The 21,443-nt window shown below is 70.7% G+C and carries 18 protein-coding genes; 7 read left to right on the top strand and 11 right to left on the bottom strand.

The annotated features are described in order from the left end of the window. Window positions 1–50: 50 nt before the first annotated feature. Window positions 51–536, top strand: a complete 486-nt coding sequence (locus tag M2283_RS03865) for an Lrp/AsnC family transcriptional regulator (RefSeq protein ID WP_280874505.1) — start codon at window positions 51–53, stop codon at window positions 534–536. Between the two features lie 5 nt (window positions 537–541). Here M2283_RS03865 and urtE read toward each other — a convergent pair whose 3' ends face one another. The 5 genes from urtE to urtA all read right to left on the bottom strand — a co-directional run bounded on the left by urtE (window position 542) and on the right by urtA (window position 5,373). Beyond that, window positions 542–1,234, bottom strand: a complete 693-nt coding sequence (urtE, locus tag M2283_RS03870) for an urea ABC transporter ATP-binding subunit UrtE (RefSeq protein ID WP_280874506.1) — start codon at window positions 1,232–1,234, stop codon at window positions 542–544. 4 nt (window positions 1,235–1,238) lie between these two features. After that, window positions 1,239–2,012: an urea ABC transporter ATP-binding protein UrtD gene (urtD, locus tag M2283_RS03875; RefSeq protein WP_432423023.1), complete on the bottom strand. Its 774-nt coding sequence runs from the start codon at window positions 2,010–2,012 to the stop codon at window positions 1,239–1,241. An 11-nt stretch (window positions 2,013–2,023) separates the two neighbouring features. Further along, window positions 2,024–3,130, bottom strand: coding sequence for an urea ABC transporter permease subunit UrtC (gene urtC / locus M2283_RS03880; RefSeq protein ID WP_280874508.1), 1,107 nt, complete (start codon window positions 3,128–3,130; stop codon window positions 2,024–2,026). Continuing rightward, complete coding sequence (gene urtB / locus M2283_RS03885; RefSeq protein WP_124001598.1) at window positions 3,127–4,011, bottom strand: urea ABC transporter permease subunit UrtB; 885 nt, start codon at window positions 4,009–4,011, stop codon at window positions 3,127–3,129. Before urtB ends, urtC begins: the two co-directional genes overlap by 4 nt. 108 nt (window positions 4,012–4,119) lie before the next feature. Next, window positions 4,120–5,373, bottom strand: a complete 1,254-nt coding sequence (gene urtA / locus M2283_RS03890) for an urea ABC transporter substrate-binding protein (protein ID WP_280874509.1) — start codon at window positions 5,371–5,373, stop codon at window positions 4,120–4,122. 378 nt (window positions 5,374–5,751) lie between these two features. On the opposite strand from urtA, the gene M2283_RS03895 reads away from it, so the two are divergent. Both M2283_RS03895 and M2283_RS03900 read left to right on the top strand, forming a co-directional pair. Beyond that, the gene (locus M2283_RS03895; RefSeq protein ID WP_280874510.1) at window positions 5,752–6,192 is read left to right on the top strand and encodes an SRPBCC family protein; all 441 of its coding nucleotides are present in this window, start codon (window positions 5,752–5,754) and stop codon (window positions 6,190–6,192) included. Window positions 6,193–6,300: 108 nt separating this feature from the next. Next, window positions 6,301–8,556: a protein kinase domain-containing protein gene (locus tag M2283_RS03900; RefSeq protein ID WP_280874511.1), complete on the top strand. Its 2,256-nt coding sequence runs from the start codon at window positions 6,301–6,303 to the stop codon at window positions 8,554–8,556. Between the two features lie 36 nt (window positions 8,557–8,592). Here M2283_RS03900 and M2283_RS03905 read toward each other — a convergent pair whose 3' ends face one another. The 5 genes from M2283_RS03905 to M2283_RS03925 all read right to left on the bottom strand — a co-directional run bounded on the left by M2283_RS03905 (window position 8,593) and on the right by M2283_RS03925 (window position 15,279). After that, complete coding sequence (locus M2283_RS03905) at window positions 8,593–9,744, bottom strand: XdhC family protein (RefSeq protein WP_280874512.1); 1,152 nt, start codon at window positions 9,742–9,744, stop codon at window positions 8,593–8,595. Window positions 9,745–9,794: 50 nt separating this feature from the next. Then, a complete protein-coding gene (locus M2283_RS03910; RefSeq protein ID WP_280874513.1) occupies window positions 9,795–11,252 on the bottom strand; it encodes an NCS2 family permease in 1,458 nt (485 codons plus the stop codon). Between the two features lie 156 nt (window positions 11,253–11,408). Beyond that, window positions 11,409–13,802, bottom strand: a complete 2,394-nt coding sequence (locus M2283_RS03915; RefSeq protein WP_280874514.1) for a xanthine dehydrogenase family protein molybdopterin-binding subunit — start codon at window positions 13,800–13,802, stop codon at window positions 11,409–11,411. Window positions 13,803–13,804: 2 nt separating this feature from the next. Further along, the gene (locus M2283_RS03920) at window positions 13,805–14,389 is read right to left on the bottom strand and encodes a (2Fe-2S)-binding protein (RefSeq protein ID WP_280874515.1); all 585 of its coding nucleotides are present in this window, start codon (window positions 14,387–14,389) and stop codon (window positions 13,805–13,807) included. Then, the gene (locus M2283_RS03925) at window positions 14,389–15,279 is read right to left on the bottom strand and encodes an FAD binding domain-containing protein (RefSeq protein ID WP_280874516.1); all 891 of its coding nucleotides are present in this window, start codon (window positions 15,277–15,279) and stop codon (window positions 14,389–14,391) included. The genes M2283_RS03920 and M2283_RS03925 overlap by 1 nt, the downstream gene beginning before the upstream one ends. Window positions 15,280–15,580: 301 nt before the next feature. On the opposite strand from M2283_RS03925, the gene M2283_RS03930 reads away from it, so the two are divergent. Continuing rightward, window positions 15,581–17,251 carry a PucR family transcriptional regulator gene (locus M2283_RS03930; RefSeq protein ID WP_280874517.1) on the top strand — a complete coding sequence of 557 codons (1,671 nt, stop codon included), beginning with the start codon at window positions 15,581–15,583 and terminating at the stop codon, window positions 17,249–17,251. A gap of 137 nt (window positions 17,252–17,388) precedes the next feature. Continuing rightward, window positions 17,389–18,171: a hypothetical protein gene (locus M2283_RS03935; RefSeq protein WP_280874518.1), complete on the top strand. Its 783-nt coding sequence runs from the start codon at window positions 17,389–17,391 to the stop codon at window positions 18,169–18,171. Between the two features lie 104 nt (window positions 18,172–18,275). On the opposite strand, the gene M2283_RS03940 is transcribed toward M2283_RS03935, so the two are convergent. Then, entirely contained in the window at window positions 18,276–19,073 is a 798-nt protein-coding gene (locus M2283_RS03940) for a GntR family transcriptional regulator (RefSeq protein ID WP_280874519.1), read from the bottom strand. Between the two features lie 158 nt (window positions 19,074–19,231). On the opposite strand from M2283_RS03940, the gene M2283_RS03945 reads away from it, so the two are divergent. Both M2283_RS03945 and M2283_RS03950 read left to right on the top strand, forming a co-directional pair. After that, entirely contained in the window at window positions 19,232–20,077 is an 846-nt protein-coding gene (locus M2283_RS03945; RefSeq protein WP_280874521.1) for a (2Fe-2S)-binding protein, read from the top strand. A gap of 303 nt (window positions 20,078–20,380) precedes the next feature. Next, a complete protein-coding gene (locus tag M2283_RS03950; RefSeq protein ID WP_280874522.1) occupies window positions 20,381–21,427 on the top strand; it encodes a DUF2637 domain-containing protein in 1,047 nt (348 codons plus the stop codon). Window positions 21,428–21,443 lie beyond the last annotated feature (16 nt).

A 21,443-nucleotide genomic window follows, 5' to 3' on the forward strand; every position in this document is an offset into this window, starting at 1 on the left:
GATGGACAAGATCCCGAACGAAATTCGGCAGTGGGCACGTGGAGGCGATCGTGGACGAACTTGATACGGCGATCCTGCGGCATCTCCAGGAGGATGCACGGCAGTCCAACCGGGCCATCGCGGAGAAGGTCGGCATCGCCCCCTCCACCTGTCTGGAGCGCATCCGGCTGCTACGGCAGCGCGGGGTGATCCGGGGCTATCACGCGCAGGTCGCGCTGCCGGCGCTGAACCGCGGGGTGCAGGCGATGGTGGCCGCGACGGTCCGGCCGCTGAGCCGGGAGGTGGTGGCGGGCTTCGAGCAGTCGGTGTCCCGGCTGCCCGAAGTCCTGTCCGTCTACACGATGGCGGGCAACGACGACTTCCTGGTCCATGTCGCGGTCCAGGACATCGAGCACCTGCACGCCTTTCTGCTGGACCGGTTCACCAACCGCCGCGAGATCCTGAGCTTCCGCACCATGATCATCTACCAGCATCTGACCAACCCGGTCCTGGAACCGCTGCCGGTCCCCGGCCCCGGCGCCGACCTCACACGCTGATCGCCTCACACGCTGAGTGCCTCCCGCACCGCCTGCTCGGACTCGGCGCCGCCGGCCCCCGTGGAGGTGACCCGGCCGGCTTCGAGCACGTAGTACCGCTGGGCCGCACGCATGGCGAACCCGACGTGCTGCTCGACGAGCAGGACCGACAGACCGCCGCGCCGGGCGAGCGCCAGGATCGTCTCCTCGATCTCGGCGACCACGGACGGCTGGATGCCCTCGGTCGGCTCGTCGAGCAGCAGCAGCCTCGGCCGGGTCACCAGGGCGCGGGCGACGGCGAGTTGCTGACGCTGGCCACCGGAGAGCAACCCGGCCCGGCGGCCGGAGAGCTCACGCAGGACGGGGAAGAGGTCGAGGGCCTCGGCGATCGCCTCCTTGCCGTCCGGGCGTCCGTCGGCGACGAGTTGGAGATTCTCGGCGGTGGTCAGGTGCGGGAAGGACTGCTGGCCCTGCGGGACGTAGGCCATACCGCGGGACACCCGCTGGTGCGGGGCGAGGCGGGTGATGTCCTCGCCGTCCAGCAGGACGGTCCCGGACTTCGGCTTCAGCAGACCCATGGCGGTGCGCAGAAGGGTGCTCTTGCCGGCGCCGTTGTGACCGAGGACGGCCGCGACGCCGTCCTTCGGGACGGAGACGGACACGCCGTGCAGGACGGGGCTGTGGTCGTAACCGGCCCGGACGTTGCTCAACTCCAGCATGGCGTCACGCCTCCTCGGCGACAGGAACAGCGGCGGGTTCTGGTTCCGAAACCCGCCCGAGGTAGACCTCCTGCACCTTGGCGTCGGCCTGCACCTCGGCCACCGTGCCCTCACTCAGCACCTTGCCGGCGTGCAGGACACTCACGCTGCGCGCGAAGGAGCGCATGAAGTCCATGTCGTGCTCGATGACCACGACCGTGCGCTCGGCGCTGACGCGTTGCAGCAACTCGCCCGTGGCCTCGCGCTCTTCGTGGCTCATGCCCGCCACCGGCTCGTCCAGCAGCAGGAGTTGGACGTCCTGCACGAGCAGCATGCCGATCTCCAGCCACTGCTTCTGGCCGTGCGCGAGGACGCCGGCCGGGCGGTCGCGCAGTTCGGTCAGGCCGGTGGTCTCCAGCGCCTTGGTGACCGACTCGGGTACGCCCGTGCGGCGACGCAGCATGGTCAGCGGCCCGCGTCCGGCGCCGGCGGCGATGTCCAGGTTCTGAAGCACCGTCAACTCCTCGAAGACCGTAGCCGTCTGGAACGTACGGCCGATCCCGAGCCGGGCGATCCGATGCACCGGCTTGCCCAGCAGCTCGTCGCCGCCGAAGCGCACGGATCCGGTGGCCTTCACCAGGCCGGTGACCGCGTCGACGAGCGTCGTCTTGCCGGCACCGTTCGGGCCGATGAGGAAGCGCAGGTCGCCGGGGCGGATGTCCAGGTCGACGCCGTCGACCGCGGTGAAGCCGTCGAAGGTGACCCGCAGGTCGCGGACGGTCAGCCCCTCGCCCTTCAGTACCTCGCCGCTCATGCCGTCTCTCCCACCGTCACAGCAACCGGTTCTTCCGTACGGATCACGGGAGTCGGACGCGTACGCCGTCGGCGCAGGACGAACCACAGGGAGGCCAGGCCGCCCGGCAGGAAGCCGACCGCCAGCACGAACAGCAGGCCCTGGAGGTAGGTCCACGCGGCCGGGAAGGCGTCGGAGAGGGTGCTCTGCGCCCAGGCCACGGCGATCGCGCCGAGGACCGCGCCGACCAGCGAGGCCCGGCCGCCGACGGCCGCGCCGATCACGAAGCCGATGGACGGCACGATCCCGATCAGGGCGGGCGAGATGATGCCCACGGCCGGTACGAACAGGGCGCCCGCGAGTCCGGCCATGCCCGCGGCGACGACGTAGGCGACGAGCTTCACGTTGGCGGGGTCGTAGCCGAGGAAGCGGACCCGTTCCTCCGAGTCCCGTACCGCGACGAGGAGTTCGCCGTACCGGCTGACGAACAGCTGGCGGGCCAGGGCCATCAGCAGGAGCAGCACGGCGGCGATGATGAAGTAGACCATCCGCTGGTTGACCGGGTCGTCCAGCGAGTAGCCGAAGAAGCCCTGGATGTCGGTGAGTCCGTTGGTGCCGCCGGTGGTGGCCTGTTGGCCGATCAGCCAGATCGACAGGGCGGCGGCGAGCGCCTGGCTGAGGATCGCGAAGTACGCGCCCTTCACCCGGCGCCGGAAAATGAAGAAGCCGAGCACGCCCGCGACGACCATGGGCAGCAGCACGGTCATGGCGAGCGCGAAGAACGGGTTGGCGAACGGCTCCCACCACCAGGGCAGCGCGTCCGAAGTGCCGTACAGCTGCATGAAGTCGGGGAGTTTCTCGCCGGTGGCGGCGGCGTCGGTGAGCTTGAGGTGCATGGCCATGGCGTAGCCGCCGAGGCCGAAGAAGACGCCCTGGCCGAGGACCATCAGTCCGCCGCGGCCCCAGGCGAGGCTGACGCCGACGGCGACGATGGCGTAGCAGAGGTACTTGGCGAACAGGGAGAGGCGGAAGTCGGAGAGGGCGAGCGGGGCGACGCCCAGGAGCAGGACGGCGCCGAGGAGGAAGGCGCCCGGGACGCGGAGGCGGGTGAGGGTCGTCGTCATGCCAGGCTCCGGGTGCGCAGCGTGTAGAGGCCTTGGGGCCGCCACTGGAGGAAGGCGACGATCGCCACGAGCACGCCGACCTTGGCGACGCTGACCGTGGTCGAGTACTCCAGCACGGACTGGAGCACGCCCAGCGCGAAGGCCGTGATGACCGCGCCCTTGAGCTGTCCGATGCCGCCGACGACCACGACGAGGAAGGCGTCGACGATGTAGTTGGTGCCCATCGTCGGGCCGATCGGGCCGACCAGGGTGAGCGCGACGCCGGCCACGCCCGCGAGGCCCGAGCCGATGAAGAAGGTGATCCGGTCGACCTGACCGGTCGCGATGCCGGAGACCTCGGCGAGGTCGCGGTTCTGCACGACGGCCCGGATGCGGCGGCCGAGCGGGGTGAACCGCAGGACGAGCGTGAGACCGAGAACGCACAGGAGCGCCAACCCCAGTATGAACAGGCGGTTGTTGGCGAAGGTGACACCGCCGGCCGAGATGTTGCCGGTGAGGAGGTCGGGCGCTGCCGTCTGCACGTTGGGAGCGCCGAAGACGTCCCGGGCCAGCTGCTGGAGCATCAGGGAGACCCCCCAGGTGACCAACAGGGTGTCCAGGGGACGGGTGTACAGGCGCCGGATGAGCAGCCATTCGAGCAGCGCGCCCATGGCGCCGGCCACGAGGAAGGCCAGCGGCAGGGCGACGAGCAGGGAGGCGCCGGCGCTGCTGATGGACTTCTGCAGGACGTACGTCGTGTAGGCGCCGGCCATGATGAACTCGCCGTGGGCCATGTTGATCACGCCCATCTGACCGAACGTCAGGGTCAGGCCGAGGGCGATGAGAAGCAGGACGGCACCGATGCTGATGCCGGTGAACGACTGGTTGAGGACGACCGTCATGAAGCGGCTCCGGGGGGCTCCGGGTGAGGGGAACGGGGACGCGGGTGCGGGGCGGATGGCGACTGCGTACGGGGAACTGGGCGACGGACAACCGGAGTTGACGGTCACTCAGGAGAGGCTTGCGGCCCAGGAGTAGCCCTTGAGGTACGGGTCCGGCTTGATGGGCTTGCCGGAGTTCCAGACCTCCTCGATGAGGCCGTCGGAGCCGACCTTGCCGATCCGGGCCGTCTTGTAGACGTGCTGGGTGGCGCCGTCGACGGTGACCTTGCCCTCGGGGGCGTCGAGGAGGATGCCGTCGCTGGCCGCCTTGACCTTGGCGACGTCGAAGGAGCCGGCCTTCTCGACCATCTCCTTCCACAGGTAGAGGGAGATGTAGGCGGCCTCCATCGGGTCGGAGGTCGGCTTGTCCTTGCCGTAGGCGGCCTGGTAGGCCTTCACGAACTTGGTGTTGGCGGCGCCCGGAGTGGTCTCGTAGTAGTTCCAGGCGGTCAACTGACCTTCCAGGTACTGCGTTCCGATGCTCTTGACCTCCTCCTCGGCGATGGAGACGGAGAGCACCGGCAGGCTCTTGGCGGTCAGGCCCGCGGACTTGTACTCCTTGAAGAAGGCCACGTTGCTGTCGCCGTTGAGGGTGTTGAAGACGGCGTCCGCGCCGGCGGTCCTGACCTTGTTGGTGATGGTGCTGAACTCGGTCGAGCCGAGCGGCGCGTAGTCCTCGCCGACCACCGTCATGCCCTTGGCCTTGGCGTACGCCTTGATGATCTTGTTGGCGGTGCGCGGGAAGACGTAGTCGCTGCCGACCAGGTAGAGCCGGGTCAGACCCTGCTTCTTGAGGTAGTCGAGGGCGGGCACGATCTGCTGGTTGGTGGTGGCGCCGATGTAGAAGATGTACGGCGACTGCTCCAGGCCCTCGTACTGCACCGGGTAGAACAGCAGCGACTTGTAGCGCTCGAAGACCGGCTTGACGGCCTTGCGGCTGGCCGAGGTCCAGCAGCCGAAGGTGGCGACCACCTTGTCGTCCTTGATCAGGGCCTCCGCCTTCTCGGCGAAGGTCGGCCAGTCGGAGGCACCGTCCTGGCTGATCGGCTTGAGCTTCTTGCCCAGCACGCCGCCGGCCGCGTTGATCTCCTTCACGGCGAGCAACAGCGCGTTGTGGACGGTCACTTCGCTGATGGCCATGGTGCCCGAGAGCGAGTTCAGCAGACCCACCTTGACGGTACTGCCGGAGGTGTCGGCCTTGGCGCCGGCGCCGGACGAGGTCTCGGTGCCGGTCTTGGCACCGCAGGCGCTGAGCGCGGCGGACGCACCGACGGCCGAGGCGCCGGCCAGCAGACCACGTCGGCTGATGCTGAACCCGGACATGCAATACCTCCTTGCCCGAAGGCAGATGAAAAGAGATCGTGAAATTCGGGAAGGGAAATACGAGCCGCTCACGCGGCGGCTGAGCTGCGGAAGCGCGGACCACAGACTGCGCCGGGCCTGTTTCCTTCGCGTTTCGCGGCGATTGATGAACCGTTGCGCTTGACGCACGGCAAAAGAATCAACATGCGTCTGCGGATGCGCGGTTGGCGGCATCTCAGTAAGGGAAATTATTGCTTCCTGCGGAAAGTATCCTGTTCACGGACTAAGAGCACCGCTCCCCGACCGGCCTGCGTCCTTCGACGGTCAGGCTGCTGGGCCAAGTGCGTGACAGGCCGATGAACCCGCCGTTGAGCAGCCGCGATTCCCTACGATCGTCTCGTGGTCACCTTCGAGCTCGAACGCACGGCACCCCTCCCTCTCGCCGAGGCATGGCGCCGCCTCACCGAGTGGCCCCGGCACGGCGAGGTGGTCCCGCTGACCAGGGTCACCGTGGCCACGCCCGCTCCGACCCACGTGGGCACGGTGTTCGTGGCCCGCTCGGGGTTCGGCCCGCTCGGCTTCGACGACCGGATGGAGGTCACGGTGTGGCGTCCGCCGACGGACGACGAGCCGGGCCTGTGCCGGCTGGAGAAGCGCGGGCGGGTCGTGCGGGGCTGGGCCGAGATCGAGGTACGGCCCGGGCCCGGCGGGCGCAGCCGGGTGGTGTGGCGCGAGGAGTTGGGGGTGCGGCTGCTGCCGGGCCTCTTCGATCCGGTGCTCGCGCGGGTGGCCCGGTACGTGTTCGGGCGGGCGGTCAACCGGCTGCTCAGGACGGAGTGACCGACCGGTCGGTTCGCTGGTCGGTGCACTGTCCCGCGAACCGACGCCCTAGTGTGAACCCCTTGAGCGGTCCGTCCAGGTCAGGAGAGTGAGAAAGGTGACCGGCGCATGTCGCTGAGCCCCGGAAATGCCGAGTCCGCCGGCGCGTCCATAGCCGGCTACACGCTGATCGACCAACTGGGCAGCGGCGGCATGGGCGTGGTGCACCTCGGGCTCTCCGAGTCCGGGCGACAGGTCGCGATCAAGGTCGTGCACGCGCAGTACGCGCTGGACGAGGAGTTCCGGGCCCGCTTCCGGCAGGAGGTCGCGGCGGCGAGACGGGTGAGCGGCGCGTTCACCGCCCCCGTCGTGGACGCCGATCCCGACGCCGCGCAGCCGTGGATGGCGACGCTGTACGTGCCGGGTCGCACGCTGACCGAAGTGGTCGCCGATCAGGGCCCGTTGAGCGGACGCCGACTGCGTACCCTCGCCCTGGGCCTGGTCGAGGCGCTGCGGGACATCCACCGGGCGGGAGTCGTGCACCGGGACCTGAAGCCGAGCAACGTCCTGATCGCGGAGGACGGTCCGCGCGTCATCGACTTCGGCATCTCGCGCGCCGCCGACAACGAGGACCTCACGGTGACCGGCCGGCTGATCGGCACCCCGCCCTTCATGTCGCCGGAGCAGTTCTCCTCCCCGAGGGACGTCACCGCCGCCTCGGACGTGTTCTCGCTCGGCTCGGTGCTGGTGTACGCGGCCACCGGGAACCGCCCCTTCGAGGGCGGAAGTCCGTATCTGACGGGCTACCAAGTGATGTACGAGGCGCCGAAGTTGGACGGGGTGCGGGAACCCCTCCGCGCCATCGCCGCCCGCTGCCTGGAGAAGGACCCGTCGGTCCGGCCCGGCCTGGAGGAACTCCACCGCGCTCTGCTGGCCCTGCCTGCGGACGAGTCCGCGGAGTCCTTGCCGGACTTCTTCGACTCCGCTCCCACCGTGGCAGACGGCGTGACGGGGACAGGGTCCGGGCATCGTCGCGGCTCCCGCCCGCACCCCGGACCGGCGGACCACCAGGCGGCCACCGCGACGGGTACGGGAACCGGCACGACCGTCGGGCGTCGGCGCCGGGTGCGGCGGGTTCTCGTCGGCCTCGGTTCGGCGCTGGCCCTCACCACGGTCGGCCTGACGGCGGCGCACGTCGTCGCCAGTGACGGCGGCGGCTCCCGCGACCCGGGCGGTTCCGCGAGCCCCAGCGCCTCCGTCGTGGCCCTGCCCGCCGGCTGGCACCCCTGGCGGGCGAGCCTGCGCACCGACAAGACGGGCCAGCCGCTCGACGAACTGGAGTCCGGCTGTGTCCCGAGCGGTGCGACCGCCCTGTACTGCGCCGGCACCGGCTTCACGACCGTCAAGCTCGACGCCGCCTCCGGCCTCGTGAAGTGGCGCCGGGGCACCAGCCCGGAGACCTCGCGCCCCATCGGCGTACGGGACAAGCGCGTGTTCGCCTACCGCAAGCCGGACTCGACCGAGACGTACGTCGCCCGGCGGCTGGTCGCTCTGGACGCGACCACCGGCGCCGAGCTCTGGGCCCACCCGGTGACCGAGGACGAACCGTCCCGGCTCTTCGACGGGGGCATCCTGACGATGGACGCGGACAAGACCGAGTTCATCGCCTACGACGAGACGGGCCGGCAGCTGTGGACCGCGCCGACGGAGTCGAAGTCCGGGCCCTACTGCACCACGGCGGTGTTCGACGGCGCCCCGTACGGCCTGTGTTCTGGGGACGACCCCACGAAGGGCACGATCAGTCTGCTGCGTCTGAACCCCGCCCACGGCACGGCCCGCGAGATCGCCGAACTCCCCGCGAACAGTGAGGCGTTGGGCGTGGTCGACGGGCAGCCGCTGCTGCTGAGCCCCGCGAAGGAGTACGCGTCGGCCCCCCTCGGCGACTGGCCCTACGCGTCCCTGTCGCGGGTGGATCCGGACACCGGCGCGATCCAACGGCTGCCGCTGAAGACCGGGACGCGCGGCACCGCCACGCTGATCGACGGGGTCGTCTACTTCGTCCGGGCCAACGGCTCGGTCACCGCCGTACGGGGATCGGACGGCACCAGGCTGTGGCAGCGGACGACCGACGTCGAGAACCTGTCGGCGCCGGTGCTCTCCACGAAGTCCGACTCGCTGTACCTCGCGAACCAGTACGGCCGCCTGCTGGCCCTCAACCCCGCGACGGGGGCGGTGCGTTGGCGTACCGCCTCGGTCCAGGACCCCGGGGACTCGGCCTCGGAGACCACGCCGTACGTGCTGCTCGTCAAGGACGCGATCGTGGCCGTGGCGGGCGACACGGCGTTCTCCGTACGACCGGACAGGCCGAGGTCCGTCGCGAAGTGACCGTCCCGCCCGGGCCGTTGCCCCGTCGGCCTCCGTTCAGGCCACCGACCCGATCCGCCGCGTCGGTGCCGACGTGGCGTCGTGGTGGATCGGGGTGTGCGCGCCGGTGAGGGCGACCCCGCTGCCGCCGCGCCGGTTGGCGACGATCTCGGAGGCGATCGACAGGGCCGTCTCCTCCGGCGTACGGGCGCCCAGGTCGAGACCGATGGGCGATCGCAGCCGCGCCAACTCCAGCTCGGTCACGCCGACTTCGCGCAGCCGCTCGTTGCGGTCCAGGTGGGTCCGGCGGGAGCCCATCGCGCCGACGTAGGCGACCGGCAGGCGCAACGCCAGCTGAAGCAGCGGGACATCGAACTTGGCGTCGTGGGTGAGCACGCCCAGGACCGTACGGCCGTCCACCCGCGTCCGCTCCAGGTAGGTGTGGGGCCACTCGACGACGATCTCGTCGGCCTCCGGGAAGCGGGTCCTGGTGGCGAAGACGGGACGGGCGTCGCACACCGTCACGTGGTAGCCCAGGAACTTGCCGATCCGCACCAGCGCCGACGCGAAGTCGATCGCGCCGAAGACGATCATCCGGGGCGGCGGCACCGAGGACTCCACCAGCAGCGTGAGCGGCGCCCCGCAGCGCGAGCCCTGCTCGCCGATCTCCAGGGTGCCGGTGCGGCCGGCGTCCAGGAAGGCGCCGGCCTCGGCGGCGACCGTGCGGTCCAGTTCCGGATGGGCGCCGAAGCCACCCTCGCAGGAGCCGTCGGGGCGTACCACGAGCGCGCGGCCGGTCAGGTCCGCCGGGCCCGAGACGATCCGTGCCACCGCCGCCGCCTCCCCGTTCGCGGCGGCGGCCAGCGCGGCGGCGACCACCGGCCGGGCGGGATCGCCGGCCCGCACCGGGGTCACGAGGATGTCGATGACGCCGCCGCAGGTCAGACCGACGGCGAAGGCGTCCTCGTCGCTGTAGCCGAAGCGCTCCAGGACGGACTCGCCGTCCTCCAAGGCCTGGCGGCACAGCTCGTACACCGCGCCCTCCACACAACCGCCGGAGACCGAGCCGATCGCCGTGCCGTCGGCGTCCACCGCGAGGGCGGCACCCGGCTGACGGGGGGCGCTGCCGCCGACGGCCACGACGGTGGCCACGGCGAAGTCGCGGCCCCGCTCGACCCAGCGGTTCAGCTCCTCGGCGATGTCCAGCATCTCTTGGTCTCCTTAACAGCGGCTGCGTGGCGGGGCGTTCGGGCGGGGCGCTAGTGGACGCCCATCCAGCTCTCAATGGGATTGAGGGCGAAATAGACCAGGAAGATCAGTGTCAGGCCCCACATAAAGGCACCGATCTCCCGCGCCCTGCCCTGGGCGATCTTGATGGCGACGTACGAGACGACGCCGGCCGCGACGCCCGCGGTGATCGAGTAGGTGAACGGCATGATCACGACGGTCAGGAAGACCGGGATCGCGGTGGCCCGGTCGGCCCAGTCGACGTGCCGTGCGTTCATCATCATCATGGCGCCGATGACCACCAGGGCGGCGGCCGCGACCTCGCCCGGGACGATCGCGGTGAGCGGGGTGAAGAAGAGACAGGCCGCGAAGAACAGGCCGGTGACGACGGAGGCGAGTCCGGTCCGGGCCCCCTCCCCGACGCCGGTCGCCGACTCGACGAACACGGTCTGCCCCGAGGCGCCCGCGACGCCGCCGATCGCGCCGCCCGCGCCGTCGATGAACAGCGCCTTGGACAGACCCGGCATCCGGCCCTGCGCGTCGGCGAGTTTGGCCTCGGTGCCGACGCCGATGATGGTCGCCATCGCGTCGAAGAAGCCGGCCAGCACGAGCGTGAACACGATCATGCCGACGGTCATCGCGCCGACCTGCCCCCAGCCGCCGAACTCGACCTTGCCGAAGATCGAGAAGTCCGGCATGGAGACCGCGCTGCCGTGCAGTTCTGGAGCGCCGCTCGCCCACTGCTTGGGGGCGATGGCGCCGACCGCGTTCAGGATCACGGCGAGCACGGTACCGCCGACGATGCCGATCAGGATGGCGCCCGGGATGCCGCGCGCCTGGAGCATGAAGATCGCCAGGAGGGTCACGGCGAACAACAGCACGGGCCAGCCCGCCAGTTCACCGGTCGGGCCGAGGGTGACCGGGGTCGCCTCGCCCTGGTGCACGAAGCCGGCCTTGTAGAAACCGATGAGCGCGACGAACAGGCCGATGCCCATGGTGATCGCGTGTTTCAGCGCCAGCGGGATCGCGTTCATGATCAGCTCGCGCAGGCCGGTGACGACCAGCAGCATGATGACCACGCCGTACATCACGCACATCCCCATGGCCTGCGGCCAGGTCATCTGCGGGGCGACCTGCGAGGAGAGCACGCCGGAGACGGACAGGCCGGCGGCGAGGGCGAGTGGCACCTTGCCGAAGAAGCCCATCAGGAGGGTGGTGAAGGCCGCGGCGAACGCGGTCGCGGTGATGAGCGCGTTCTGGCCGAGGGTGTCCCCCGCCGCGTCCTTGCCGGACAGGATCAGCGGGTTGAGCAGGAGGATGTACGCCATCGCCATGAAGGTGGTGACGCCGCCGCGCACTTCGCGCGAGACGGAGGATCCCCGTTGGGTGATGTGGAAGTAGCGGTCGAGCCAGGACCTGCCGGCCGGGACGCGGGTGCCTTCGCCCGCGTCTTCGGCTGTGGTCCTGGGCTCAAGGGACTGCTGGGTCATGGTGCCGTCTCCCAAGGTTCAAAGGTGCACCCGTGAACGCCTTTACGATCAGCGGGATTTGGGATGTGCACGACCCGGGGGACGGCCCAGGACGAACAGCTGGGACCTGGGGGACGATCCCCCAGGAAAAGAGCGCCGGTCACAACTCCCGGAGCGTCACGTTCCCGTGAGGTGCTCGGGGCGTACCGGCGTCCGGTTCAGTTCCAAACCGGTCGCGTTGCGGATGGCGGCCAGAACCGCCGGCGTCGACGACAGGGTCGGCGCCTCGCCGATGCCGCGCAGCCCGTACGGGGCGTGGTCGTCGGCGAGTTCGAGGACGTCGACCGGGATGGTCGGCGTGTCGAGGATGGTCGGGATGAGGTAGTCGGTGAAGGAGGGGTTCCTGACCTTCGCCGTCTTCGGGTCGACGATGATCTCCTCCATCACCGCGACACCCAGGCCCTGGGTCGTGCCGCCCTGGATCTGGCCGACGACGGAGAGCGGGTTGAGCGCCTTGCCGACGTCCTGCGCGCAGGCCAGTTCGATGACCTTGACCAGGCCGAGTTCGGTGTCGACCTCGACGACGGCGCGGTGCGCGGCGAAGGTGTACTGGACGTGCCCGAAGCCCTGTCCGGTATGCAGGTCGAAGGCCTCGGTCGGCCGGTGCCGCCACTCGGCCTCGATCTCGACGGTCTCTCCTTCGAGTACGTCGGCCAGGTGGGCGAGGACCTCTCCGCCGTCGGTGACGACCTTGCCGCCCTCCAGGAGGAGTTCGGCGGTGGCCCAAGCGGGGTGGTACGTACCGAACTTGCGGCGGCCCAGCTCCAGGACCTTCTCGCGGACCAGCTCGCAGGAGTTCTTGACGGCGCCGCCGGTGACGTAAGTCTGGCGGGACGCGGAGGTCGAACCGGCGCTGCCCACCTGGGTGTCCGCCGGGTGGATCGTCACCTGGGTGACGCCCAGCTCGGTGCGGGCGATCTGCGCGTGGACGGTGACGCCGCCCTGGCCGACCTCCGCCATCGCCGTATGCACGACTGCAACGGGCTCACCGCCGACAACTTCCAGGCGGACCTTGGCCGTTGAGTAGTCGTCGAAGCCCTCGGAGAAGCCGACGTTCTTGATGCCGACCGCATAGCCGACCCCGCGGACGACGCCTTCGCCATGCGTGGTGTTGGACAGGCCGCCCGGCAACTGCCGTACGTCGGCGGCCTCGCCGGCCGTGAGCCACTGTTGCTCCGGCGGCATGGGCATCGCCTGGACGCGGCGCAGGAGTTCGGCGACCGGGGCGGGCGAGTCGACGACCTGTCCGGTCGGCATGAGGGTGCCCTGTTCCATCGCGTTGAGCTGACGGAACGCGACCCGGTCCATGCCCACCTCGTCGGCGAGCTTGTCCATCTGGGCCTCGTAGGCGAAGCACGCCTGGACCGCGCCGAAGCCGCGCATCGCGCCGCAGGGCGGGTTGTTGGTGTAGAGGGCGATGGCCTCGATGTCGACGTCCTCGACGACGTACGGTCCGGCGCCCAACGAGGAGGCGTTGCCGACGACCGCCGGGGAGGCCGACGCGTAGGCGCCGCCGTCCAGGACGATCCGCGCCTTGAGGTGCGTGAGCTTGCCGTCCTTCGTCGCGCCGTGCTCGTAGTAGAGCTTGGCGGGGTGGCGGTGGACGTGGCCGAAGAAGGACTCGAAGCGGTTGTAGACGATCTTCACGGGTTTGCCGGTGCGCAGGGCGAGCAGGCAGGCGTGGATCTGCATCGACAGGTCCTCGCGACCGCCGAACGCGCCGCCGACGCCGGACAGCGTCATGCGGACCTTGTCCTCGGGCAGGCCGAGGACGGGCGCGATCTGCTTGAGGTCCGAGTGCAGCCACTGGGTGGCGATGTAGAGGTCGACACCGCCGTCCTCGGCGGGGACCGCGAGACCCGACTCCGGGCCGAGGAACGCCTGGTCCTGCATGCCGAAGGTGTACTCGCCCTTGACGATGAAGTCGGCGCGCTCCCGGGCGGATGCCACGTCTCCGCGGACGATCGGCTGGCGGTGCACGATGTTCGGGTGCGGGACATGGCCGATGTGGTGGTCGTCGCGGCCCTCGTGGATGAGGATCGCGTCCGGCGCGGTCGCGGACGACTCGTCGGTGATGACCGGGAGTTCGCGGTACTCGACCTTGATCTTCGCGGCGGCGCGGCGGGCCGTCTCCGGGTGGTCGGCGGCGACGATCGCGACCGGCTCGCCGTGGTGACGGACCTTGCCGTGGGCGAGAACGGGGGTGTCCCGGATCTCCAGGCCGTAGTTCTTCACGTCGGTGGGCAGGTCGTCGTACGTCATGACGGCGTAGACGCCCGGGGTCTTGAGCGCCTCGACGGTGTCGATGGAGACGATCTCGGCGTGCGCGACCGTGGAGCGCAGGATCTGGCCCCAGAGCATGTCCTCGTGCCACATGTCGGAGGAGTACGCGAACTCGCCGGTGACCTTGAGGGTGCCGTCCGGGCGGAGCGTGGACTCGCCGATGCCGCCCTTGGTCGGGGAACCCTGGGTGACCTTGGTGGGAGTGCCGAGGGGAGCGTTGCTGGGCATCGTCAGACCGCCTCTCCCTGTCGGGCGGCCGCGAGGCGGACCGCGTCCATGATCTTCTCGTAGCCGGTGCAGCGGCACAGGTTGCCCGACAGCGCCTCGCGGATGTCCGCGTCGGTCGGGTTCGGGGTGCGCTCCAGCATCTCGTCGGCCGCGACAAGGAGGCCGGGCGTGCAGAAGCCGCACTGGACGGCGCCGGCGTCGATGAACGCCTGCTGGATCGGGGCGAGTTGGGTGCCCTCGCCGGTCTGCGAGTCGGTGCCCCTGGCCTGCCACTGCTGGGCGTCCTGGAGGGACGTGCCGCAGGCGCCGGCCGCGCAACCACCGTGCTCGGCACGCTGTTTGGCGAAGTCCGCGAGCCCTTCTACGGTCACCACGTCCCGGCCCTCGGCCTGTCCGGCCGCGACCAGACAGGAACACACCGGCACGCCGTCCAGGCGGACCGTGCAGGAGCCGCATTCGCCTTGCTCGCAGGCGTTCTTGGAGCCGGGCAGGCCCATCCGCTCGCGCAGGACGTACAGCAGGGACTCGCCCTCCCACACGTCGTCCGCATCCTGCGGGCGGCCGTTGACCGTGAAATTGACGCGCATTACGCGACTCCCTCCGAGCGGGCGGCGGTGCCGCGGTAGGACTCCCAGGTCCAGGTCAGGGTGCGGCGGGCCATGATGCCGACCGCGTGGCGGCGGTAGCTCGCGGTGCCCCGGACGTCGTCGATCGGGTTGCAGGCGGCGGCGCAGAGGTCCGCGAACTGCTTGGCGACCGACGGGGTGATGACCTTGCCGTTGTCCCAGAAGCCGCCCTCGTCGAGCGCCGCGTTCAGGAACTCCTCGGCCGTCTTCGCGCGCACCGGGGTGGGCGCGGCCGAGCCGATGCCGGTACGGACCGTGCGGGTCTCGGGGTGCAGGGCGAGGCCGAAGGCACACACGGCGATCACCATGGCGTTGCGGGTGCCGACCTTCGAGTACTGCTGCGGGCCGTCCGCCTTCTTCACGTGGACGGCGCGGATCAGCTCGTCGGGCGCCAGCGCGTTGCGCTTCACGCCCGTGTAGAAGGCGTCGATCGGGATCAGGCGGGTGCCGCGCACCGACTCGGCCTCGACCTCGGCGCCGGCCGCCAGCAGGGCGGGGTGGGCGTCGCCGGCCGGGGAGGCGGTGCCGAGGTTGCCGCCGACGCCGCCGCGGTTGCGGATCTGCGGGGAGGCGACCGTGTGCGAGGCGAGGGCGAGACCCGGCAGCTCGGGCCGCAGGTTCTCCATGATCTGCGTGTACGGGACGGAGGCACCGAGCCGCACGTTCTCCTCGCCGACCTCCCACTCGTAGAGGTCGGCGACGCGGGTCAGGTCGAGCAGGTACTCGGGCCGACGGTGGTCGAAGTTGATCTCGACCATCACGTCGGTGCCGCCCGCAATCGGCACAGCGGTGGGGTGCTCGGCCTTCGCGGCGAGCGCCTCCTCCCAGCTGGCGGGGCGAAGGAAGTCCATGACCGGCTCTCTTCTTCGTCTCGTGAGTCGTACGGAATGAGCCAGATCGTGTGCGGCGGCCCCGGCTCGTTCATGTGCTGTTTACGCGGAGTGGGCTCAGTACACAGCGCCGTACTCCACCAGGGTCAGTCACCGAAACCATGAAGGAGTTGGCTGGCCAACGCGGGCATCTTGTAGATTCGTATGAATAGAGGTCATCAGCAACCTCTCCGATTTCCTGTGGAAACGTGGGACACGGTCCCGCGCCCACGACCCCTCAGGATTCATCGTAGTTTTCGAGACACGGAACGGCGGCGACGAGATGCGGCTGCGCGCACTTCTGGACACGGACGCGCTGGGCCTCAGGCTGCTCGGCGGTGAGGACGAGCTGGATCGCACCGTACGCGGTGTCATGACCACCGACCTCCGGGACCCGAGCCGCTATCTGTCGGGCGGCGAGCTGGTGCTCACGGGCCTGGCCTGGCGCCACGACGCCAGCGACTCCGAGCCGTTCGTACGGCTCCTGTCGCAGGCCGGGGTGGCGGGCCTGGCGGCCGGCGAGGCCGAGCTCGGGGCCATCCCGGAGGACCTGGTGGCGGCCTGCGCCCGGCACCGGCTGCCGCTGTTCGCGGTGCACGAGTCGGTCGCCTTCGCGACGATCACCGAGCACGTCGTACGGCAGGTCAGCGGCGAGCGCGCCGGGGACCTGGCGGCGGTCGTGGACCGGCACCGCCGGATGATGACCTCGGGCCCGACGGGCGGCGGCCCGGACGTGGTCCTGGACCTGCTCGGCTCCGACCTGGACCTGCGGGCCTGGGTCCTGTCCCCCACCGGCCGCCTGATCGCGGGCCCCAAGGTGACCGGCGCGCTGCCCGCGGACATCTGCGCCAAGCTGGCCGCCGCGCACCTCGCCGCCGCCCGCACGGGCCGCCGCGGCCCCCACCGGCTGGCCCTGGGTTCCTCCACGTACAGCCTCTTCCCGATCCGGAGCACCGGCCGTTCCGCGCAGGCCGCCCGGGACGTGCGCGAGACCGTGCTGTCGGACTGGCTGCTGGCCGTCGAGGCGGACGCGGGCGACTGGCCGGCGGAACGGCTCGATCTGCTCCAGGGCGTCACCCAGCTGATCTCGGTCGAGCGCGACCGCCGGGACGCGGCGCGCACGGTCCGCCGGCGCCTCGCCCAGGAGGTCCTCGAACTCGTCCAGTCCGGCGCCGCCCCCGGCGAGGTCGCGGCCCGGCTGAGAGTCGCGGCCCCGGTGCTGCTGCCCGGCCTGGGCGCCGCCCCCCACTGGCAGGTGGTCGTGGCGCGGGTCGACTGGGCGGGCGCCGACATCGAGCCAGGACCGGTCGCGCAGGCACTCCTGGAGGAGATCCTCGTCGACCCGCTCGCCACCGGCCCCGAGCCCTCCGACCGCATCGCCGTGGCCCACACCGGCGACGAGGCCGTCGCCCTGGTCCCGCTGCCCGCCGTCTCCGCCGAGCACGACGGCTCGGAGACCGGGATCGTCGCCGACGCGCTCCTGGAATCCGTACGGCAACCGTTGTCGGCCGGCCTCGACGACGACGGGCAGGTCACCCTCGGCGTCAGCGCGGCCGTGCACTCGGCGGAGGGCCTGCGCGGCGCCCTGGAGGAGGCCCGGCACGCCCGCCGGGTGGCCGCGGCCCGCCCGGGCCGGGTCAGCGCGGCCGGCCACCAGGAACTGGCCTCGCACGTCCTGCTGCTGCCGTTCGTCCCGGACGACGTCCGCCGCGCCTTCACCGCCCGCCTCCTGGACCCGCTGCGCGAGTACGACCGCCGCCACCGCGCCGAGCTGATCCCCACCCTGGAGGCCTTCCTGGACTGCGACGGCTCCTGGACCCGCTGCGCGACCCGGCTCCACCTGCACGTCAACACGCTGCGCTACCGCGTCGGCCGGATCGAGCAGTTGACGAGCCGTGATCTCTCACGCCTTGAGGACAAGCTGGATTTCTTTCTGGCACTGCGGATGAGCTGACCTCCGGCGGGGCCCGCGGCACGGAAGACTCCCACGACTTTGTGAAATCCTTCACCTACCCCCTTGGCCCGGTACCTGGATTCGTGCTGAGATGCGGCCACCACTCAAAGCTCGATGGCGTGCTCGGGGAGGGCAACGTGGCGCATACCGCCATGTCTGGTACCGGAACGACTGCAGGTGACGATCCCCTCCAGACCGCGGTATGGCGGCTGCGCTCGCGGGCCTGCTGGGCCGACGCGGCGGCCCTCCTCCAACCGGTCACGGCACCGGCCGCGTTGCAACGGGCGTCGCTGCTGGTCGAACGGTGTCTGTACACCGAGCAGGGCTGGGAGGAGGCCGAGGACGCGCTGCGTACGGCCGAGGCGCTGGCCCACGGTGACGAGGAGCGGGGCGCGGCCGCTTGTGAACGCGGGCACCTTGCGTACGCGGCCACGCTGCACACCGTGCGGGACCGGGCCGACGAGGCGCGGGCGGCGCTCGGGCGGGCTGCGGCGCTCATCCCTCCGGGGGCTTCGGGGCGGGCTCTGTTGGACTTTCGGCGTGGGCTGCTTGCCGAGAATCTGACCGGGTCTCCGCAGTCAGCGCGGGCCGCGTATCGGCGGGCGCACGCGGGGGCCACCGCGCAGGGGGATCCGTTGTTGCTCTCGTTCACCTGGCGGCATCTGGCCGGACTCTCCTTGCGGGAAGGGGAGTTGGTCGAGGCGCGGCACGGCTTCGCCGAATCGCTGCGGATTCGGGAGGAGTTGGGGTATCTGGTCGGGACGGCGCCGGCCCTTGCTTCACTGGCCGATGCGGAGTCCGAACCGGAGGCTTCGCGGTTGCGGGAGGAAGCCCGGCGGTTGTTTCGGTTGTTGGGTGGGGTGCCTACTTGGCTGGCGCGGCAGTTGGCCCCGCCTGAGCCGGATGCGGCAAGTGCTTAGAACTTCAGCGATACCGCCGCGCCATGTCGTCTGTTTGGCGCGGCGCCGTCGTGGCTGGTCGCGCAGTTCCCCGCGCCCCTAAGGGCGTTGGCGCTCCCGTCCGCTCACGACACGCCTGTGAAGTGCTCGCCCACCAAGCCCCGTACCGCCTCCACGTCCCTGGCGATCAAGGCCTCCAGCAGGACCGTGTGTTCCGCCGCGTCTGCCAGGAGGGCGGCTCGGCCTCGGGTTGGGGGGCCGCCCACCAGGGGCCATTGGGCTCGGCGGTGCAGGTCGTCGGCGATCTGGACCAGTTGGTCGTTGCCGGACAGGGAGAGGACCGCGCGGTGGAAGGTGCGGTCGGATTCCGCGTAGGTGGCCGGGCAGCCGGAGGTGGCGGCGCGGACCGTCGCCTCGGCGAGGGGGCGTAGGTCGGACCAGCGTTCCGCCGGGACCGTGCGCGCCAGCCGCAGCATGACGGGGACCTCTATCAGGGCGCGTATCTCGGCGAGTTCGGCCAGTTCCCGGGCTCCGCGTTCGATGACTCGGAAGCCGCGGTTGGGGACCACCTCTACGGCGCCTTCCTGGGCGAGTTGCTGCATCGCCTCGCGGACCGGTGTGGCCGATACGCCGAAGCGGTCGCCGAGGGCGGGGGCCGAGTAGACCTCGCCGGGTATCAGGTCGCCCGCGACCAGCGCGGTGCGCAGGGCGTCGAGGATCTGGCCGCGGACGGAGGCCCGCTGGACCGGGCGCGGGGCCGGGATCGGCAGTTCGCTGTGGGTGTGCTCGCCCCGGGTGGCACCGGCGGCGAGGGCCCGCTCCCGCTGCACGTCGGGCGCGCCCGGCTGCTGCGGCACCCGGGTCGCGCCGGTCCACGCCTGAGGAATTCCCGTCTCTGCGGAGCCCTGGGTGCTCTGCCTCACGGGTCCTCCTCCGGACGTTTCGGTACTTGGGGTCATTAACGGCGCGTTGTTACTCGTCCGTCAAGCACCATAAGGGCACAAGCCGTCAGTTCAAATCCCAATGATCTTGGGTAAGGTAAGCCTTACCTCTAGACGATCGCGGATTGGGTGGTCCTCGCATGCCGGTGCCCGGCTCGCCGCTCACGGACGCGTACACCCGCCTGACCGAGGTCTTGCCGGGCCTGGAGGTCGTGGAGCGGTCCGTCGGGGAGCCACTTCCGGAGGGTGACGGCTGGGTCGCCGCCGACTCGCTCGCTGCGGGCGGGGCCGGCCTTGAGGCGTTCCTGACCTGGGACGACGACCAGGTGGTGCGGGACTACGGGCAGCGGGCCCGCCCGGATGTGGTCGCCAGCTTCGGGCTCCACCGGTACGCCTGGCCCGCCTGTCTCCTGATCACCGTGCCGTGGTTCCTGCTGCGCCGGGTGCCGCGCTATCCCGTGACGCACGTCTCGTACGACCGCACCGTGCCGGACCTCTCCATAGGGCGCCTGTCGGCGCGGGCGGAGGGCTTCGCCTGTCTGCCCGGCGATCCGGCGGCGGCGCTGCCCGGCGCCCGGGTGGTCGCCGACGAGGAGGCGCTGCACGCGGAGGTGCGGGCCGCCGTCGCCGAGCACCTCGAACCCGTGCTCGCCGGCTTCGGCCCGCGCATGCGGCGGCGCGGGCGCGCCCTGTGGGGCATGGCGACCGACGAGGTCGTGGAGGGGCTCTGGTACGTCGGTCATCTGGTCGGCGAGGAGGAGCGGGCGCGGCGCGAGCTGGAGGCGCTGCTGCCGGGGGCGACCCGGCCGTACGTCGGCTCGGCGGCGTTCCGTCAACTCACCGGCCCGGACGGGGAGTCGCTGCCCACCCGCGACCGGGCGAGCTGCTGCATGTTCTACACGCTGCGCCCCGAGGACACCTGCGCCACCTGCCCCCGCACCTGTGACGCCGAGCGGGTCACCAAGCTGCTGCCACAGGCGAGTTGAGGGACCCTCAGGCGCGGGCGCCGCGAGCCGTCCCGTAAGATCACCGGCGAACGAGGCGCCCGGCAGGTTACGGGGGATTCACAATTTCCTCACTTGCCGCAGGAACTTTCCGTGGAACCACTCGCACGGGTAGTCTTATTCGAACTCAACTCCCGCCCCTCATGCGGCAGTTCGAGCAGAACGCCGCCCTGGGCATCCCCTTGCACTTCCTTGGCGGCCTCTTGCCCCGAAAACGTCTGAGGGCCGCTGGGATTGGGTCACTATGGCGGGCGTTACGCCCTATCCCAATGCAAGGGACCCCAGATGAGACTGACCGACATATCGCTGAACTGGTTGCTTCCGGGCGCCGTACTGCTCCTGGGCATGCTGGCGGCGGTAGCGGTGCTCGCGCGGAGCAAGCGGTCCGGCGGGGAGCACGCGAAAGACGACTCGTGGGAGCGCAGCGAGGAGCGCCGCAGGCGCAAGGAGGCCATATACGGCACCGCCTCCTACGTCCTTCTGTTCTGCTGTGCGGCGGTGGCGGCCGCCCTCTCCTTCCGCGGCCTGGTCGGCTTCGGTGAGGAGAACCTGAGCCTCTCCAACGGCTGGCAGTACCTGGTGCCGTTCGGCCTGGACGGCGCGGCCATGTTCTGCTCCGTCCTCGCGGTGCGCGAGGCCAGCCACGGTGACGCGGCGCTCGGCTCCCGGATACTGGTGTGGACGTTCGCGGGTGCCGCGGCCTGGTTCAACTGGGTGCACGCGCCCAGGGGCTTGGGCCACGACGGTGCCCCGCAGTTCTTCTCCGGCATGTCGCTGTCCGCGGCCGTGCTGTTCGACCGCGCGCTGAAGCAGACCCGCCGGGCCGCGCTGCGCGAGCAGGGTCTGGTGCCGCGTCCGCTGCCGCAGATCCGTATCGTGCGCTGGCTGCGTGCCCCTCGCGAGACCTACAGGGCCTGGTCGCTGATGCTGCTGGAGAACGTGCGCAGCCTGGACGAGGCGGTCGACGAGGTGCGCGAGGACAAGCGGCAGCACGAGCAGAACCGGCTGCGCCGCCGGGAGCAGGACCGTCTGGAGCGCGCTCAGCTCAAGGCCATCAGCCGGGGCCATCGCGGCTTCGTCGGCCGTGGCGGCGGCAACGGCGGGCGCCAGATGGAGGCCCTGGAGCGGGCGTCCGCCCCGGCCTCCGCGGAGACCGCCATATCGGCGCCCGAGCCGCTGCCCGTACGCTCACGGCCCTCGCTCCAGCCCGTCCGCAAGTCCGGCTCCGAGTCGTTGACCGTCGACCTCACCGCGGAGGACGACACAATGGCCCTGCCGCGCCTTGACTCCCTTGAGCGCAAGCTCAAGGACCTGGAGCAGCAGTTCGGTTAGCCGAGCGGGCTCTTGC

Origin of the sequence: Streptomyces pseudovenezuelae, from assembly GCF_029892565.1 — a bacterium.
In the GTDB taxonomy this organism is placed as follows: domain Bacteria; phylum Actinomycetota; class Actinomycetes; order Streptomycetales; family Streptomycetaceae; genus Streptomyces; species Streptomyces pseudovenezuelae_A.